This is a genomic window from Halorubrum sp. SD41, from assembly GCF_058630335.1.
Map to the genome: position 1 here is coordinate 1 of NZ_JBZVGZ010000029.1, position 15,870 is coordinate 15,870.

A 15,870-nucleotide genomic window follows, 5' to 3' on the forward strand; every position below is an offset into this window, starting at 1 on the left:
AACGCCAAAGCAGAAACTGCTGACGAGTGGCTCAGATCGTTCGCTTTCGCATGGAACCAGCTTATCTGAACACTACGCGTCCATCGTCCCACAAGCTTATGCCCGGCGTCGCCGTGAGGCCGGACATGACCGCATCATCGCTCGCGCTCGCGGGGCTCGTCGCGCCGGCACAGGCCGCCCTGCTCGGAAGTCAGGTCGGGCAGCTGCTGGTCGCCTTAGTCGCCGTCGCACTGATAATCGTCGTCGGCAAGTTCGTGCTGAAGCTCGCGTGGCGGCTCGTCACGATCGGGATCGTCGTCGTCGCCGCGTTCTACGTGCTGTCGACGCTCGGACTGATATAAAAAACTCGTTCGGCCGCGCCGTCCGCTTACTGGAACGCGGCGCCCGGCTCGGCCTCGGTGCGGTCGACCTCAGACCGCTTGAACTGCTTTTCTATCTCCTCGTACCGCTCGCGCGTCTCGGGGGTGACGCTCGGGTTCACCTCGCTTAGCGCCTCCTCGAAGTGCGCCATCGTCACGCGGACGTTGCCGACGGACTCGCCGACCTCCTCGCGCGTGACGCTGCCGATGAACTCCCGAGAGGCGTTCATCGACGCCTCGCGGGCGACCGCCTCGATGTCGGCGCCCACGTACCCCTCGGTCTTCCGCGCCAGCGCGTCGAGGTCGACGTCGTCGGCCAGCGGCTTGTTCCGCGTGTGGACCTCGAAGATCCGGCGGCGCGCCTCCTCGTCCGGAACGGGCACGTGGACGTGCCGGTCCAGGCGTCCGGGGCGCAGCAGCGCGGAGTCGATGAGGTCCGGCCGGTTGGTCGTCGCGATGACGACCACGTCCTCCAGCGATTCGAGCCCGTCGAGCTCCGTCAGCAGCTGGGAGACGACCCGCTCGCCGACGCCGGAGTCGCCGGAGTTCGTCCCGCGCTCGGTCGCGATCGAGTCGATCTCGTCGAAGAACACGATCGTCGGCGCGTTCTCCCGGGCCTTGCTGAACACCTCGCGGACGCCCTTCTCGGACTCGCCCACGTACTTGTTCAGCAGCTCGGGCCCCTTGATCGAGATGAAGTTCGACTCGCTCTCGTTGGCGACGGCCTTCGCGAGCAGGGTCTTCCCCGTGCCCGGCGGGCCGTACATCAGGACGCCCTTCGCGGCCTGCATGTCCAGCTCCTCGAACACCTCGGGGTACTCCAGGGGCCACTGGATCGTCTCGCGGAGCCGCTCTTTGGTGTCCTCGAGGCCGCCCACGTCCTCCCAGGTGGTGTCGGGGACCTCCACGAACACCTCCCGCAGCGCGGAGGGCTCGATCCCCTTGATCGCCTCCTTGAAGTCCGACTCAGTCACCTGGATGGAGTTCAACACGTCGGCGTCGATCTCGTCGCTCTCGAGGTCTATCTCCGGGCGGATACGCCGCAGCGCGTGCATCGCGGACTCCTTCGCGAGCGACTCCAGGTCGGCCCCGACGAAGCCGTGAGTGTTCTCGGCGTACTCGTCTAAGTCGACCCCCTCGGTCAGCGGCATGTTCCGCGTGTGGACCTGAAGGATCTCCTTGCGGCCGTCGCGGTCGGGGACGCCGACCTCGATCTCGCGGTCGAAGCGGCCGCCCCGTCGGAGCGCCTGGTCGATGGCGTCGACGCGGTTCGTCGCCCCGATGACGACGACCTCGCCGCGCTCTTCTAACCCGTCCATCAGCGAGAGGAGCTGGGCCACGACGCGGCGTTCAACGTCGCCGCCGGCCTCCTCGCGCTTGGGCGCGATGGAGTCCAGCTCGTCCATGAAGATGATCGACGGCGACTCCTCGGACGCCTCCTCGAACACCTCGCGGAGCTGCTCTTCGCTCTCGCCGTAGTACTTCGACATGATCTCCGGGCCGGAGATCGTGTGGAAGTTCGCGTCGATCTCGTTGGCGACCGCCTTCGCGATCAGCGTCTTCCCCGTGCCCGGCGGGCCGTGGAGCAGGACGCCCTTCGGCGGGTCGATGCCGAGGCGCTTGAACAGCTCCGGGTGCCGCATCGGCAGCTCGATCATCTCGCGGACCTGTTCGAGCTCGTCGTCGAGCCCGCCGATGTCCTCGTAGGTGACGTCGGGGCCCTCGCCGGTGCCGCCCGGGGCGTCGCCGCGGTCGGCGATCTCCTCGGCGGAGATCTCGGAGATGCTGATCTCGGTCTCGTCGGTGATGACGACCGTGCCGCTCGGGCTCGTCTCGGCGATCTTCATCGGGACCGCCTGCGACTGGCCGCCCATCAGCCCGAAGCCGAGGGAGGTCCGGATCGTCTGCCCCTCGGTCACGGGCTGGCCGGAGAGCTTGTCGCGGATGAACGGGGCGATCTGGCCCCGCACCCGCAGCTGGCTCGGGAAGGCGATGGTCACCGCGTCCGCGCGCGAGACGTCGACGTCCTCGACGGTCACCCGGTCGTCGATCCCCACGTCGGCCTCCTGCCGGAGGCGGCCGTCGATGCGGATCACGCCGGTGCCGTCGTCCTCGGGGTAGCCGGGCCAGACGCGGGCGATCGCCGCCCCGTCGGCGCCCTCGACGCGGACGATGTCCCCGCCGGAGAGCCCGAGCTCGTCGGCCGCGACGCGGTCGATCGCCGCGAGGCGGCGGCCGGCGTCCTTCTGTTTCAGCGGCTTGACGGTGAGCTTCATCGCTCGCCCTCCACGGTGAGCACGCCGTTGTTCACGGCCGCGTCCGCGGCCGCGCCGGGCAGCTCGAACTCCGATTCGACCGGCCCGTCCGGTCCCTCCACGACGACGATCGCCGTCCCGCCGACGGTGTCGACGGTGACGGTCTCGTCGTCGACGCCGAGGTCGGCGGCGACGACCCACTCGTCGTCGTACTCGTACCGACGCAGCAGCGCGCCGTCGCCGGTCGATCGGGTCTGTATGTGATTCATCCTAACTACGAGTTAGTCGCGCAGCTATTTAAACTTGACGCTCAAAATCGCATGACGTGAGTGTTTCTTCGTCACATCGGTAGTGTAGCGGTTCGGGCCCGATCGTCCCCGATCGGCCGCCGTCGAGCGGCCGGATCTCCGGGCCGGTTCCGCCCCCCGATCGCGAGTCGTTCCCCTCCGGCGTTTATACCGCTCGGCGCCGAACCGCCGGCCATGGAACGGGTCACCCACGACGGCCGCGACACGGCGTACCGCCGCTTCGACCGCGGCGGCGACGGACCGACGGTCTGTTTCGTCCACGGCAGCGGCGGCGCGAAGGACGTCTGGAAGTCGCAGGCGCGGATCGCCGACCGGTTCCCGGGCGTCGCCGTCGACCTCTCAGGGCACGGCGACAGCGACGACGTCGCGACGCCCGCGGGCCCCGAGACGCTCGACGCGTACGCCGACGACGTCGTCGCCGTCGCGGAGGCGACGGGTGCGACGGTCCTCTGCGGCAACTCCCTCGGCGGCGCGGTCGCGCTGTGGGTCGCATTAGAGCGCGACCTCGCGCTCGACGGGCTCGTCCTCGCGGGCACGGGCGCGAAGCTCGGGGTGGCCGAGCCCCTCCGCGACGCGCTCGCCGACGACTTCGAGCGGGCGGTCTCGCTGCTACACGAGCCGGACCGGCTGTTCCACGACGCGCCCGCCGAGTACGTCGAGCTCTCGGCGGCGGCGATGCGCGCGTGCGGGCGTGCGGTCACCGAGCGCGACTTCCTGACGTGCCACCGCTTCGACGTCCGGGACCGCCTCGGCGCGGTCGACGTCCCGGCGCTCGCGCTCGTCGGCGCGCACGACGGGCTCACCCCGCCGGCGTACCACGAGTACCTCGCCGACCGGATCCCCGACGGGGAGTGGACCGAGCTCTCGGACGCCGCTCACCTCGCGATGCTCGAACGGCCGGCCGCGTTCAACGAGGCGCTCTCCGGGTTCCTCGATCGCCTGTAGGCCGTCGACCGCGGCGACCGGCCCCGAAGCCGGGAGCCGCGGCGGTCGCGCAGGTACCCTTTTAGGTCGCTCGCGCGTCGCGGGGGCACATGGTCGACAGCGACGAACGAGACGCGGACACGGGTCGGACCGGCGACTCGGAGGAGCGGGCCGCCGCGGGTCCGCCGACCGACCCCGACATCGACGACCTGCTCGCGAAGCTCGACGCCCTGAGCGACACCGTCGACGAGGGACACGAGCGCGAGAAGGTCAGACAGACGATCTCCCTCGTCGAGCGAATGCCCGGGACGGGGGCGCTCGCAGAGCGGATCACCAAGTACACCTCCCGGGACCTGGCCGAGTCGTTCGTGGGGGCGGTGCTGTTCGCGCTCCCGCTGCTCGTCGAGGGCGGCGTCTTCGAGATCGCGGCCTGGTTCGCGGCGACGACCGTCGCCGGCGTCCCGGTCCTCCTGATCGGCCACGTCGGGTTCATCTTCCTCGCGACCGCCGGGCTCCTCTACTTCGCCGACTTCCGGCAGATCGCGATCAGACACCCGATCTTCGGTCTCATCCCCCGCCGGTACGCCGGCGTCCTCCTCGTCTCGCTGACCACGTCGGCGGCCATGCTGCTGTTCTGGGGCCGGCTTCACGAGGGTGACCCGACCGCGCTCGAACGGGTCGGCAGGGTCGCGGTCGTCTGGGCCGCGGCCGCGTTCGGCGCGGGACTGGGCGACATCCTCCCCGGCGAGTCGCAGGGCGAGGACCTCGGGAAGTTCGACCTCGACATCGGCGACGACGACTGAGCCGAGACCGGCGACCGCGACGGCACTCCTCGGGCTCTCCGGCCGCGACCCCGTCTACCAGACCGCCTCGGCTCCCGCGAGCGGACCCCGTTTTTCCACAGCTTTTTCGCCGCGGCGACCCTACCTGTGTCCATGTCAGCGCTACGCGACGCGCTCCGGGACCTCCCGGACGCGGTGTTTGCGGACCTACTCGAGTCCGACGAGGGATACGTCCTCGTCGTCGACCTCCCGGGCGCGACCGCCGAGACCACCGAGGTCCTCGTCGAGGACGGGCGCATCGACATCGAGGGGCGCCGCGAGAAGGCCGTCCCCGAGGGGTTCGAGTACGTCCGCGAGGACCGCCCGCTGTTCCTCGACGCGGAGCTCCCCCTCCCGAGCGACGCCGACGGCGCGGGCGCCGACGCCGAGATCGACCGCGGCGTCCTCGAAATCTCGCTGCCGAAGCGCGAGCGCGAGGTCTCCCGGACCATCCCCGTCGACGACGCGGACGACGAGGGCGACGCCTGACGGGTGGTGACGCTGGTCAACTTTCGCGCCTACTGGCGGTTCGTCGTCGTCCTGCGGCAGTTCTCGCCGCTCATCATCGCCTACTGGCGTGACAGCCGCCGCTACTTCCTGTTCGGCGGGAGCCGCGAGGTCGACACCGAGACGCAGCGCGAGCGCGCGGCGGTGCTGCTCGACATCCTGCTCACCCTCGGCCCGACGTTCATCAAGCTCGGGCAGATCCTCTCGACGCGCCCCGACATCCTCCCGCCGGCGTACATCGAGGTGTTAGAGGGGCTCCAGGACGACGTGCCGCCCGCGCCGTGGGAGGAGTCGAAGGTCGTCCTCGAAGACGAGTTCGGCCCGGTCGACGACGTCTTCGACGAGTTCGACCGCGACCCGATAAGCGGCGCAAGCCTCGGGCAGGTGTACACCGCGGAGTACGAGGGGAACCCGGTCGCGGTGAAGGTGCGCCGCCCGGGGATCGAGTCGCTCGTCGAGGCCGACCTCCGGACGATCCGCTGGTCGATCCCCCTCGTCAAGCGGTTCACCGGCGCCGGTCGAGCGTTCTCGCTGGAGAACCTCGCCGACGAGTTCGCGAAGACGATCCGCGAGGAGATGGACTACGAGCGCGAGCGGACGATGCTCGAGGAGATTCGCGGCAACTTCGCCGACGAGGACCGGATCCGGATCCCGGAGACGTACGAGGCGGTCTCCGGGCCGCGCGTGCTCACGATGGAGTACGTCCCGGGCACGAAGATCAGCGACATCGACGCGCTCGACGAGGCGGGACACGACCGGACGCAGATCGCGGAGACGCTCCAGGAGGTGTACCTCCAGATGATAATCGAGGACGGCGTGTTCCACGCCGACCCCCACCCGGGGAACCTCGCGGTCGCGGACGACGGCGCCGTGATCTTCTACGACTTCGGGATGGCGGGCCGGGTCGACCCGTTCGTCCAGGAGAAGATCGTCGAGTTCTACGTCGCGGTCGCGCGCCAGGACATCGACGCCATCCTCGACACGCTGATCTCGATGGGGACGCTCTCGCCCGAGGCCGACCGCGAGGTGATGGGCAACGTGATGGAGCTGGCCATCGCCGACGCCAGCGGCGAGGACATCGAGCAGTACCAGGTGAACCAGATCATCGAGCAGGTGGAGTCGACCATCTACGAGTTCCCGCTGCGGCTCCCGCCGAACCTCGCCTTGGTCCTCCGCGTCGCCACCGTCGTCGAGGGCGTCTGCGTCACCTTGGACCCCGAGTTCGACTTCATCTCGACGGCGACCGACTACCTCCGCGAGGAGGGGTACTACGAGCAGACCGCCCGCGACCTCGCCGAGGACGCCGGCCGACAGGTGCAAAAGACCACCGAGGCGCTGTTCACGGTGCCGCCGAAGGCCGACGAGTTCCTCGACCGCGCCAACCGCGACGACCTGACGGTGAACGTCGTGCTGGAGGACGACACGAACGTCTTAGAGAAGCTGGCGATGCGGATCGCCTACTCCGTGCTGCTCGCGGTCGGCGTCCTCTCGGCGACGATCCTCTACTCGTTCGCGGACAACTGGCGGCTCGCGCTCGTCGTCCTCGCATTGGCCGCGCCGCTCGCGATCGCCCTGTACCGGTCGTTCCGGAAGAAGCGCGGGCTCCGGACCACGCCCCAGTTCACCAGGCAGGGGATGAAGCAGCGCCGCGACGACTGACTCGCGGCGTCACGCGCCGACGACCTGGATCGGTACGAGGAGGAAACAGAGCGCGCCGACGGCGAACGTGGCGAGGCCGACCGCCAGCCGCGGGAGGCCCACGCCCTCCTCGTCGGTCGGGTCGGCCGGGCCGTTGAACGCGATCACCGTCGCGAACACCCCCCAGAACGCCCACAGCCCGACTGACTCGTTCAGCCCGAGCCCCCGCCAGAAGTGGAGGTACGCGGCGATCCCGAACAGCGCGCCGGGGACGAGCGCCGCCAGCGTCTCCTGTCGCGGCCCGAGCATCGCTCGGACCATGTGTCCGCCGTCGAGCTGGCCGACGGGGAGGAGGTTCAGGAGGGTGAAGAACATCCCGACCCAGCCGCCGATCACGACCGGATGGGCCGTTATCCGCGGATCGGCGTAGCTCGTCGGCTGGCCGAGGACGCCGGCGATGAGGTCTAGGAGTGGCGGGTTGTTGAAGCGGATCACCGGCCCCGAGGAGTTCGCGAGCTCCGCCGGCACTCCGATCGGGTCCAAGGAGAGTCCGATGGCGGTCACCACGACCGTCGCGACCAGTCCCGCGATCGGGCCGGCGGCCCCGATGTCGAAGAGGACCTTCCGAGAGGGCATTCGCCCGCGGATCCGGATCACCGCGCCGAGCGTGCCGAACGGGAAGATGAAGGGGATGACGTACGGGAGCGAGACGGGGACGCCGTGGTAGCGCCCGGCGGCGTAGTGGCCGAGCTCGTGGGTCATCAGGACGCCGAGGACGGCGGCGGTGAACGGCCACGCCTGAAGCAGCGAGAGGGGGTTCGACTGGATCTCCGCGAGCGGAACGTAGTACCACCCGTACGCGCCGACGAACAGCGTCGACAGCACGGTGGCCGCGAACATGGCGACGTTCACCCAGGGGATCCCGTCGCGGCCGCGGTCGAACGGCGTCGCGACGACGACGTGGCCGTCGTCGACGACCTCCACGTCGACCTCGTAGCCCGCCTCTCTGAAGTGTGGAGTCAGCTTCCGCAGCAGCGTCCGCTCCGGGACGTACGACTCGCCGCGGTATCGCACGCGGCCGTCCTCGCGGCGGACCTCGTCGATCCGGAAGAACGTCCGGAGGGGCTCCGGACGCGGCGCGCCGTCGCCGGCCGCCGCCGCGTCCTCGTGTTCTGACATCGCATCGTCGTAGCTGGTCGGCGAGTATAAACCCCGCGTCGGCGGGCGAGCGAACCGGAAGCGGGGGACCGGTCGTCCGCTCGCGAGGCGGACGCGTGCGCGGGCAGAAAGCGCGAGTCGGGGACCGAACCGCGGGTTTCGGTGCGGTGCTGCGCGTCGGAGGCGGTGCTGCGGGCGTCGGTCGGTGGACCGGGAGCGTCAGGCGGGCTCGACGCGCCAGGTCGTCGCGCCCGTGTACGACCACTTCTCGACGGTGAGCTCCGTCGCGGAGTCGCGGAGCTTCACCATCAGGGCGCCGATCTCCTTCGGCGAGAGGTCGACGTCCTCCGAGATGAACTTCCCTTTGAAGTACATCTCGCCGTCCTGCGCGCGGTCGAGCAGGTACTGCTTCAGCCGCTCTTCCTTGCTGCGGTCGTCGTTCGCGCTCGCGTTCGTGGAGGGGTTCGCAGTCGCGCTCATAGTACATCCCACACATCCCGCCGGAGGGTGTTATAAAGGCTACACCGTTGGGTGGCGTTCAGAGGGTTTCAGGGCGTTTTACCGAACTCGCCGGGGTAAAACGTGTCTGACGGACTCTTCACAACGGTTTCAAATTGGCGTAGAAATTTTATAACCGGTTCTAAGACGTTAATTTGGTTATTGTCCCGTCGCCCGAGTAACTCCCGTCGTGGCTCGGCGGCCGGCATTTGGCGGCAAGAATAGCTGGTGCTGTACCGGGTTCGGAGCGGCCGCGCGCCGCTCGCGCGCTCGCCTCGCGGGTCGCAGGGGCCGACCTCGGCCCCGGTCAGGCCCCACCGTGCGCGTCGCTCAGCAGTCCCGCTCAGTCCCGCCGATGGACCCAGAACGCCTCCGACTCCGTCGCCTCCTTCTTGAATATCGGCACCTCGTCTTTCAGCCGGTCGATCCCGTCCTCGACCGTCCGGAACGCCTCCCGGCGGTGCCCGGCGAGGACGACGACGAACACGATGTCCTCGCCCGCCTCGATCACGCCGGTGCGGTGGTGCATCCGCACGTCGAAGACGCCGTCGCGCTCCGCGAGTTCGTCGGCGATGGCGTCCATCCGCTCCGCGGCGACCCCCTCGTACTTCTCGAACGCGAGGTGGGTCGTCCGGTCGTCGTCGGGGCCGTCTCGCGCGCGTACGCGGCCGGTGAACGTAGCGATCGCACCTGACCGCTCCGCGTCCGCCGACGCCTCCACCCGCTCGACGAGCGTCTCGCGGGTGATCCACGGCTCCGCGCCGTCGAGGTCGGCGACGAGCGCGTCGAGGTCGACCTCGTCGGGGGCGCCCGCGGTCGCGAGGACAGTCCCCGGCACGCTCTCGGGGTCCGGATCCGGGCCCAGGAGGACCGCGGACACGCGCAGGCGCGACTCGCCGACCGCCAGCAGGTAGTCGTGGTCGGGGGCGAGCCCGTCGAGCAGGTCGTCGAACCTCTCGACGCTCCCCCGGCCGCGCCAGTTCCCGTCCGCGTCGAACGCGATCTCGGTGCGGGCGTCGAGGCGCCGTTGGGGGCCGGTCCCTCCGCCGCCGCCGCCCCCGCCGTCGGCGGCCGGATGGGTGGGTTCCCGCTCGTCGGGGGCCGCCTGGCCCCCCCCCCCGCCGGCCGAGCCGCCGTCGCGCTCGACGACGGCGACTCGCCCGTCGAGCCGCGCCGCGAGCCGTCGGGCCAGCTCCGGGGCCCCGTCGCCGACGATCGATATCGGTCGCATACCCGAGGGCGGGCCGCGACGGGCTTAGGCGTTTCCCGGTCGGCCCGTCGCGGTCGTTCGGCGCCGCGTCGCCGGCTCCGCCGCGTCCGGGCTTGACAATCCTTAAGACCGCGACAGGGGTACTCGTCGCCAATGAGAGTCGTCGTTTCTGTCGGCGGGAGCGTGCTCGCGCCGGACCTCGACCCCGAGCGCGTGGCCGCCTACGCCGAGGCGATCGAACGGCTGGCCGCCGACGGCTGCGAGGTCGGGGTCGTCGTCGGCGGGGGCGGCGTCGCCCGCGAGTACATCGAGACGGCCCGCGAGATCGGGGCCAACGAGGTGGAGCTCGACCGGCTCGGCATCGGGACGACCCGGCTCAACGCCCGGCTTTTGATCGCCGCCCTCGGCGATCACGCGAGCCTCGCGCCGGCGGTCGACACCGAGGAGGCGGCCGCCGCCCTCCGCCGCGACGAGGTGGCGGTGATGGGCGGGGTGACGCCGGGACAGACGACCGACGCGGTCGCCGCCGCGTTCGCCGAGTCGGTCGACGCCGACCTGCTCGTGTACGCCACGAGCGCCGACGGCGTGTACGACGCCGACCCCAACGCCGACCCCGACGCGACTCAGTTCGCGTCGCTGTCGCCGGCCGAGCTCGTCGAGGTCGTCCTCCCGATGAGCCGGGACGCGGGCGCGTCCGCGCCCGTCGACCTGCTCGCCGCGAAGCTCATCGACCGGGCGGGCATCCGGTCGATCGTCCTCGACGGCACCGACCCGACCGCCGTCGTCGACGCCGTGCTGCGCGGCGACCACACCGGGACCGACGTCGTCCCCGTCGACGGCGAGGAGCCGAGCTACTGGACGGGGGAGCGATGAGCGCGGACGACGACTCCCCGCACATCCTCTCGGAGCAGACCGCGCTCGACGAGGGGGCGGCCGAAGCGGGCGAGGACGCGGCCGACGACGGCGAGGGCGCGCCCGAGGGGTCCGCGGGGGCCTTCCACGCGTTCTGGGCCGACGTGGTCGCCGACGAGGTCGAGGCGCGCGACCCCGACGAGCCGATCGTGATCAAGGGCGGCGTCTCCCCGTCGGGCGTGGCCCACCTCGGCAACTTCAACGAGATCATGCGCGGCTACTTCGTCGCCGAGGTGTTACGCGACCGTGGCCACGAGGTCCGACAGGTGTTCACCTCCGACGACAGGGACCCGCTGCGGAAGGTCCCGCGAAAGCTGGCGAACGCGGACGGCGAGATCGTCGGCCTCGGCGAGGTCGACGCGGGCGCGCTCGGCCGCAACCTCGGGAAGCCGTACACGGCGATCCCGGACCCGTTCGGCGAGGCCGACTCGTACGCGGCCCACTTCGCGGGCCTGCTGAAGGCCGACGCCGACCGCCTGAACGTCCCCGTCGAGATGCTCTCGAACACCGAGCTGTACGCCGACGGGACGTTCGACGACGCGGTCCGGACCGTCCTCTCGGACGTCGAGCGCGTCCGCGAGGTGCTCTCGCCGTACCAGGACAAGGTGGACGGCGAGTACGTCCCCTTCAACCCGGTCTGCGAGGCGTGCGGCAAGGTCACGGAGACGGTGACGGGGATCGACCTCGACGCGGAGACCGTCGACTACGTCTGTACCGACATGGACGCCGGCGGCAACACCATCGAGGGGTGCGGCCACGAGGGAACCGCGACGTTCCGGGAGGGGAAGCTCCCGTGGCGGCTGGAGTGGCCCGCCCAGTGGGGGGTCCTCGGCGTCGACTTCGAGCCGTTCGGGAAGGACCACGCCGAGGGGTCGTGGCCCTCCGGCGTCGACGTCGCGCGGAACGTGTTCGGCGAGGAGCCGCCCGTGCCGATGGTGTACGAGTGGTTCACGCTCAACGGCGAGGCGTTCTCCTCCTCCGAGGGCAACGTCGTCACGGTCCAGGAGCTCCTAGAGCTGATCGAGCCCGAGGTGCTCCGCTACTTCTTCGCGCTCCACCCGAAGAAGGCCCGCGACCTCGACGTCGAGCGGCTCGACCAGCTGGTCGACCGCTTCGACCGGTTCGAGCGCGCGTACTTCGGCGAGGTCGACGACCCCGACCTCACCGCCTTCGCCGAGCGCGCCTACCCGTTCGTCGTCGGGCGACCGGACGACCCGCCGACCGAGAAGCCGCTCCGGCTCCCGTACACGTTCGCGGCGGTCCTCGGGATGGTCGACGACCCCGAGTTCCGCGAGCGGCTCGCCCGCGACGAGGGGCACATCCCGGACGCCGCCGCCGCCGACGCCGTCGACGCCGCGCTCGCCCGCGTGGAGCAGGCCCGGAACTGGGCCGAGCGGACCGAAAACGAGTACGACTACCGGCTCCAGACGGACCTCCCCGCGGTCGAGTTCGACGACGACGTCGCGGCCGCGCTCGACGACCTCGCCGACTTCGTCGCCGAGGGCCACGACGGCGAGGCGATTCAGGGGGCGATGTACGAGACCGCCCGCGACCACGACGTCGAGGTGAGCGAGTTCTTCGCGGCGGGCTACCGCCTCTTCTTCGACGACACGCAGGGGCCGCGGCTGGGAGAGTTCCTGGGCGAACTGGAGCGCGACTACGTCGTCGACCGGCTCCGGCGGGAGGCGTAGATGCCGGAGGACCGCTCGCTCGACGAGTTCGCCCCCGACGACGAGAACGCCGATTCCGACGACGCCGCCGACCCGGCAGCCGTCGACCCCGCGGTCGCCACCTCGACGTGGCACGCGGACGGCGCGGCGTGCGACCGCTGCGGCGAGCCGGTCGAGCGCCGCTGGCGGGACGAGGGGGATTTCGTCTGCGCCGACTGCGCGTCGTGGTGACCGTCTTTCTGCGATCGGGTGTGACGGTCAAAATTTAAGCCGACGGCCGTCGAGGAGTTGCTCGCGGAGAAAATTCGGCGCGCACAAGTTAAATATAAATGACGTTTAATTCGGAACTGATCTACGGGCGGTCCGCGGCCGCTCTCACGGCGGCGTACCTCTGTCTCGGCGTGCTGTTCGCGGTCGCGGTCGACCTCGCGGCCGCGTCGGTGAACGGGGCCGCGGCGGGGTTGACGCCGGCGCGCCTCGTCGGGGACTTCCTGCTCGTCGTCGGGTCCGGCGGACTCCTCTACGGCGCGGTCACGTACCATCGACGGCGGGCGGAGACCGCCCGGCGGGACCTCGAAACCTCCAACCAGCAGCTACAGGTGTTGAGCCGGGTGTTCCGACACAACGTCCGCAACGACCTCAACGTGATTCAGGGGTACACCGACCTGTTGGCCGACCGGATCGACGACGAGCGGAGCCGGGAGTGCCTGGAGACGATCCGAGAGACGACCGACGACGTCGTCGAGATCAGCGAGAAGCTCCGGGTGATCGAGGACGCGTCGACCGAACCGCCGGACGGCCGCGTGAACCTCGTCGACGCGGTCCACGAGGCGGTCGACGTCGTCGACGCCGACGGCGCCGCGGTCACGGTCGAAACCCCCTCCGAGGCGTGGATCCGCGCGGACGACTCCGTCGAGTTCCCGGTCCGCGAGGTGTTCGAGAACGCGGTCACCCACAACGACGGCGCGACGCGGCGCGTGGCGGCGACGATCCGCGAGAACGGGACGACCACCTGCCTGGAGGTCACCGACAACGGGCCGGGGATCCCCCCGGACGAGCGCGCGGTGTTGCAGGCCGAAGAGGAGACGCCGCTCTCGCACGCGAGCAGTATCGGGCTGTGGCTCGTCAAGTGGATGTGCGAGACGCAGGGGGGGACCGTCCGGTTCGACGCGACCGACGACGGCACGACGGTTCGGCTCCGGTTCGAGTCCGCGGCGCCGCCTAATCCAGCTCGGTGATCGTCACGGCGTACACCGCGCCGCAGTTCCCGCATTCGACGTGAACCCCGCGGCTCGCCTCGCCGCGGGTGAACTCGGAGATCTCCTCCGAACACGAGCACTCGAACTGGACTTTCACTACCGTTCCTATGCGCTTCTGGTATTTAAAAGAAACCGACGCGGAATCAGCGGCGAAAACCGGCGATCGCGGTACCGCGCCGCACGGCGTCCCCTCGGTGGCGGTGTCGCGGCCGCGGTCAGTCGTCGTCGACGATCACTTCGACGGGGCCGTCGCCGTCGTCGGCCTCCTCGTCGTGACCGTCGGACGAGGCGGCGGTACCGCCCGACTGCTGCTGATAGTAGAGCCCGCCGGCCACCGCGAGGACGAGCCACGACCGCCAGTTGGCGAGGTTCAGCGTGTAGCCGATGCCGAACGGCTTCTCGACGAGCATTCCCTTGTCCGGCTGCCAGTACGACGAAAGCATGCGTCCGAGGCTCGGACGCTCGAAGTTGTACGGGATCCCGAGAATCTCTCCCGACGACGGTTTGTCTGCCATACCTGTTCCTCTATCCGCCGGCACCATAAATCGTGGCGCCATCGGACGCCGATCGCGGCGGGGAGCGCGCCCGTGTCGACGCCGCGGCCGGCGGCTCCATCCCCCGTCAGCGATACCGGCCGCGGTCCGCAACGTCGCGCAGCCGTTCGAGGACCTCGCCGTCGCCGACGGCCTCGTACCCCGCCTCGAACGCCGCGATCAGCGGGTCGGGATCCGTCGCGGTCGCCCGGACCGACCCCTCGAACACGTGGAGATCCATCGCGTGGTCCTCGACGTGGCCGGTGTGGTAGCCGAGTCCGAAGTCGATGAGGTACGTCTCCGGCGGGTCGGCCTCACCGTTCCCGCCTCGGCTCCCGGCTCGTTCGGGCGACACCCGCACGTTCCGCGTCGTCGGGTCGCCGTGGACGATCCCCGCGCCGTGAAGCCGCGCGAGGTGACGGCCGACCGCCTCGGTCCAACGCTCGTCGAGTGCGGCCGCGAGGTCGCGCTCGCCGACGTGCTGGAGCGTCAGCGTCGCGGTCGCGAGGTCGACGTCGGACACGAGCGGCGTCGGCACGCCGGCGCGCCGCGCCTCGCTCGTCAGCCGCGCCTCCGCGACGGTCCGGTCGCGCCGGAGCGTCCGGTCGAGCTCGGGGTGTCGGTAGGACTTCTCGACCCGCCGCTTGACCGCGCGGCGGTCGCCGTCGCTCCCGGTTACCGTCACGGTCGCCTCCGCGCCCCGCCGGTCCGCGTCGGAGTCGCGCGCGGGCGCTCCGTCCGCCGACGTCCCGCTCCCGGGCGCCCGCGCGACGGACTCGCCGCCGCGCCACGTCACCGGGACCTGGTCCGGGCGGAAGTTCGGGTCGACCGCGGACTCCGCGATCGGGACCGCGTCCCCCGCGGCGGCCATCTTCGCGCCAAGCACGGCGATCATCCCGGCGTTGTCGCGGAGGAAGCGCGCCTCCGGGGCGAAGAAGTCGGCCCCGCGGGCCTCGCACATCGCGGCCAGCATCTCACGCAGCCGGTCGTTCTGCGCGACGCCGCCGCCCAGCACGAGTTCGTCGGCCCCGGTCAGCGAGAGCGCGCGCTCCGACACCTCGGCGAGCATCGCGAAGACGTGCTCTTGGAGCGAGAAGCAGATCTCCTCGACGGGGACGCCGTCGTCCGCGGCGTCGTTGGCGGCCGAGCTGATCCCGGAAAACGAGAAGTCCATCCCCTTGACGACGTACGGGAGGTCGAGGAGGCCGGCGTCGGCGGTCTCCCCGTCACTTTCACCTCCGCCCGCGGCCGCCGCGAACTCCGCGGCCGCCGTCTCCACCTTCGGACCGCCGGGGTGGCTCCAGCCGACGTGGCGGGTGAACTTGTCTATCGCGTTGCCCACGCCGGCGTCCATCGTCTCGCCGAGGACGCGGTAGCGCCCGTCGTGGTAGCCGAGCAGGTGCGCGTTCGCGCCCGAGGCGTTCAGACAGACCGGGTTGTCGAAGCCGGACCGATGGCGACCGATCTCTAAGTGCGCAACCATGTGGTTGACGCCGACGAGGGGAACGTCGAGCGTCCCGGCCAGCGACCGCGCCGCGGTCCCGACGATCCGGAGGCAGGGGCCGAGTCCGGGGCCGCGGGAGAAGGCGACCGCGTCGACCGCGTCCGGGCCGTGTTCCGCCTCGGCCGCGGTCAACACCCGGTCGACGACTGCGGGGATCGCCTCCGACATGTGTTCGGCGGCCTCGCGCGGGTGAATGCCGCCGCTGTCCGGCTCGTAGGGGTCGGATTCGATGAGAACGGAGTCGGTCTCGGCGTCGTACAGCGCGGCGCTGGCGCACCACGCGGTACCCTCGATGCCGAGGACTCGCATCCGGC

At 70.5% G+C, this 15,870-nt stretch carries 17 protein-coding genes and 1 pseudogene; 10 read left to right on the plus strand and 8 right to left on the minus strand.

Annotated features, from left to right (window positions below; genetic code table 11):
- Window positions 1-69, plus strand: a pseudogene (locus tag AC4NMM_RS12950) (IS6 family transposase); the annotation flags it as partial.
- 29 nt (window positions 70-98) lie between these two features.
- Entirely contained in the window at window positions 99-341 is a 243-nt protein-coding gene (locus AC4NMM_RS12955; protein ID WP_096394530.1) for a DUF8029 family protein, read from the plus strand.
- A 26-nt stretch (window positions 342-367) separates the two neighbouring features.
- Here AC4NMM_RS12955 and AC4NMM_RS12960 read toward each other — a convergent pair whose 3' ends face one another.
- A complete protein-coding gene (locus tag AC4NMM_RS12960; protein WP_491924431.1) occupies window positions 368-2,635 on the minus strand; it encodes a CDC48 family AAA ATPase in 2,268 nt (755 codons plus the stop codon).
- Window positions 2,632-2,883 carry an Hsp20/alpha crystallin family protein gene (locus AC4NMM_RS12965; protein ID WP_096394534.1) on the minus strand — a complete coding sequence of 84 codons (252 nt, stop codon included), beginning with the start codon at window positions 2,881-2,883 and terminating at the stop codon, window positions 2,632-2,634. The genes AC4NMM_RS12960 and AC4NMM_RS12965 overlap by 4 nt, the downstream gene beginning before the upstream one ends.
- Window positions 2,884-3,096: 213 nt before the next feature.
- On the opposite strand from AC4NMM_RS12965, the gene AC4NMM_RS12970 reads away from it, so the two are divergent.
- From AC4NMM_RS12970 to AC4NMM_RS12985, 4 genes are all read left to right on the plus strand, one after another.
- Window positions 3,097-3,867: an alpha/beta fold hydrolase gene (locus AC4NMM_RS12970; RefSeq protein ID WP_491924432.1), complete on the plus strand. Its 771-nt coding sequence runs from the start codon at window positions 3,097-3,099 to the stop codon at window positions 3,865-3,867.
- A gap of 89 nt (window positions 3,868-3,956) precedes the next feature.
- Entirely contained in the window at window positions 3,957-4,649 is a 693-nt protein-coding gene (locus tag AC4NMM_RS12975; RefSeq protein WP_096394538.1) for a DUF2391 domain-containing protein, read from the plus strand.
- Window positions 4,650-4,781: 132 nt separating this feature from the next.
- The gene (locus AC4NMM_RS12980; RefSeq protein WP_004597325.1) at window positions 4,782-5,156 is read left to right on the plus strand and encodes an Hsp20/alpha crystallin family protein; all 375 of its coding nucleotides are present in this window, start codon (window positions 4,782-4,784) and stop codon (window positions 5,154-5,156) included.
- Window positions 5,157-5,159: 3 nt separating this feature from the next.
- Complete coding sequence (locus AC4NMM_RS12985; protein WP_491924433.1) at window positions 5,160-6,833, plus strand: ABC1 kinase family protein; 1,674 nt, start codon at window positions 5,160-5,162, stop codon at window positions 6,831-6,833.
- Window positions 6,834-6,842: 9 nt separating this feature from the next.
- On the opposite strand, the gene AC4NMM_RS12990 is transcribed toward AC4NMM_RS12985, so the two are convergent.
- The 3 genes from AC4NMM_RS12990 to AC4NMM_RS13000 form a co-directional block, all read right to left on the minus strand.
- Entirely contained in the window at window positions 6,843-7,991 is a 1,149-nt protein-coding gene (locus tag AC4NMM_RS12990; RefSeq protein ID WP_096394542.1) for a site-2 protease family protein, read from the minus strand.
- 198 nt (window positions 7,992-8,189) lie between these two features.
- A complete protein-coding gene (locus tag AC4NMM_RS12995; protein ID WP_004597322.1) occupies window positions 8,190-8,450 on the minus strand; it encodes a DUF7123 family protein in 261 nt (86 codons plus the stop codon).
- Between the two features lie 361 nt (window positions 8,451-8,811).
- On the minus strand, window positions 8,812-9,699 hold the full coding sequence (locus tag AC4NMM_RS13000; RefSeq protein WP_491924434.1) for a molybdopterin synthase: 888 nt from the start codon (window positions 9,697-9,699) through the stop codon (window positions 8,812-8,814).
- A 132-nt stretch (window positions 9,700-9,831) separates the two neighbouring features.
- On the opposite strand from AC4NMM_RS13000, the gene pyrH reads away from it, so the two are divergent.
- The 4 genes from pyrH to AC4NMM_RS13020 all read left to right on the plus strand — a co-directional run bounded on the left by pyrH (window position 9,832) and on the right by AC4NMM_RS13020 (window position 13,498).
- Window positions 9,832-10,551 (plus strand): UMP kinase, encoded by a 720-nt coding sequence (pyrH, locus tag AC4NMM_RS13005; RefSeq protein WP_096394546.1) that lies wholly within the window; start codon window positions 9,832-9,834, stop codon window positions 10,549-10,551.
- Window positions 10,548-12,281 (plus strand): lysine--tRNA ligase, encoded by a 1,734-nt coding sequence (lysS, locus tag AC4NMM_RS13010; RefSeq protein ID WP_096394548.1) that lies wholly within the window; start codon window positions 10,548-10,550, stop codon window positions 12,279-12,281. Before pyrH ends, lysS begins: the two co-directional genes overlap by 4 nt.
- Window positions 12,282-12,491, plus strand: a complete 210-nt coding sequence (locus AC4NMM_RS13015; RefSeq protein WP_491924435.1) for a DUF7573 domain-containing protein — start codon at window positions 12,282-12,284, stop codon at window positions 12,489-12,491.
- Between the two features lie 98 nt (window positions 12,492-12,589).
- The gene (locus AC4NMM_RS13020) at window positions 12,590-13,498 is read left to right on the plus strand and encodes a sensor histidine kinase (protein ID WP_096394552.1); all 909 of its coding nucleotides are present in this window, start codon (window positions 12,590-12,592) and stop codon (window positions 13,496-13,498) included.
- Here AC4NMM_RS13020 and AC4NMM_RS13025 read toward each other — a convergent pair.
- The 3 genes from AC4NMM_RS13025 to AC4NMM_RS13035 all read right to left on the minus strand — a co-directional run bounded on the left by AC4NMM_RS13025 (window position 13,482) and on the right by AC4NMM_RS13035 (window position 15,865).
- Entirely contained in the window at window positions 13,482-13,616 is a 135-nt protein-coding gene (locus AC4NMM_RS13025) for a hypothetical protein (RefSeq protein WP_008847522.1), read from the minus strand. The genes AC4NMM_RS13020 and AC4NMM_RS13025 overlap by 17 nt on opposite strands.
- A 118-nt stretch (window positions 13,617-13,734) precedes the next feature.
- Window positions 13,735-14,034 (minus strand): DUF5808 domain-containing protein, encoded by a 300-nt coding sequence (locus AC4NMM_RS13030; RefSeq protein ID WP_096394554.1) that lies wholly within the window; start codon window positions 14,032-14,034, stop codon window positions 13,735-13,737.
- A 106-nt stretch (window positions 14,035-14,140) separates the two neighbouring features.
- Window positions 14,141-15,865: a bifunctional N(6)-L-threonylcarbamoyladenine synthase/serine/threonine protein kinase gene (locus tag AC4NMM_RS13035; protein WP_491924436.1), complete on the minus strand. Its 1,725-nt coding sequence runs from the start codon at window positions 15,863-15,865 to the stop codon at window positions 14,141-14,143.
- Window positions 15,866-15,870: the final 5 nt, after the last annotated feature.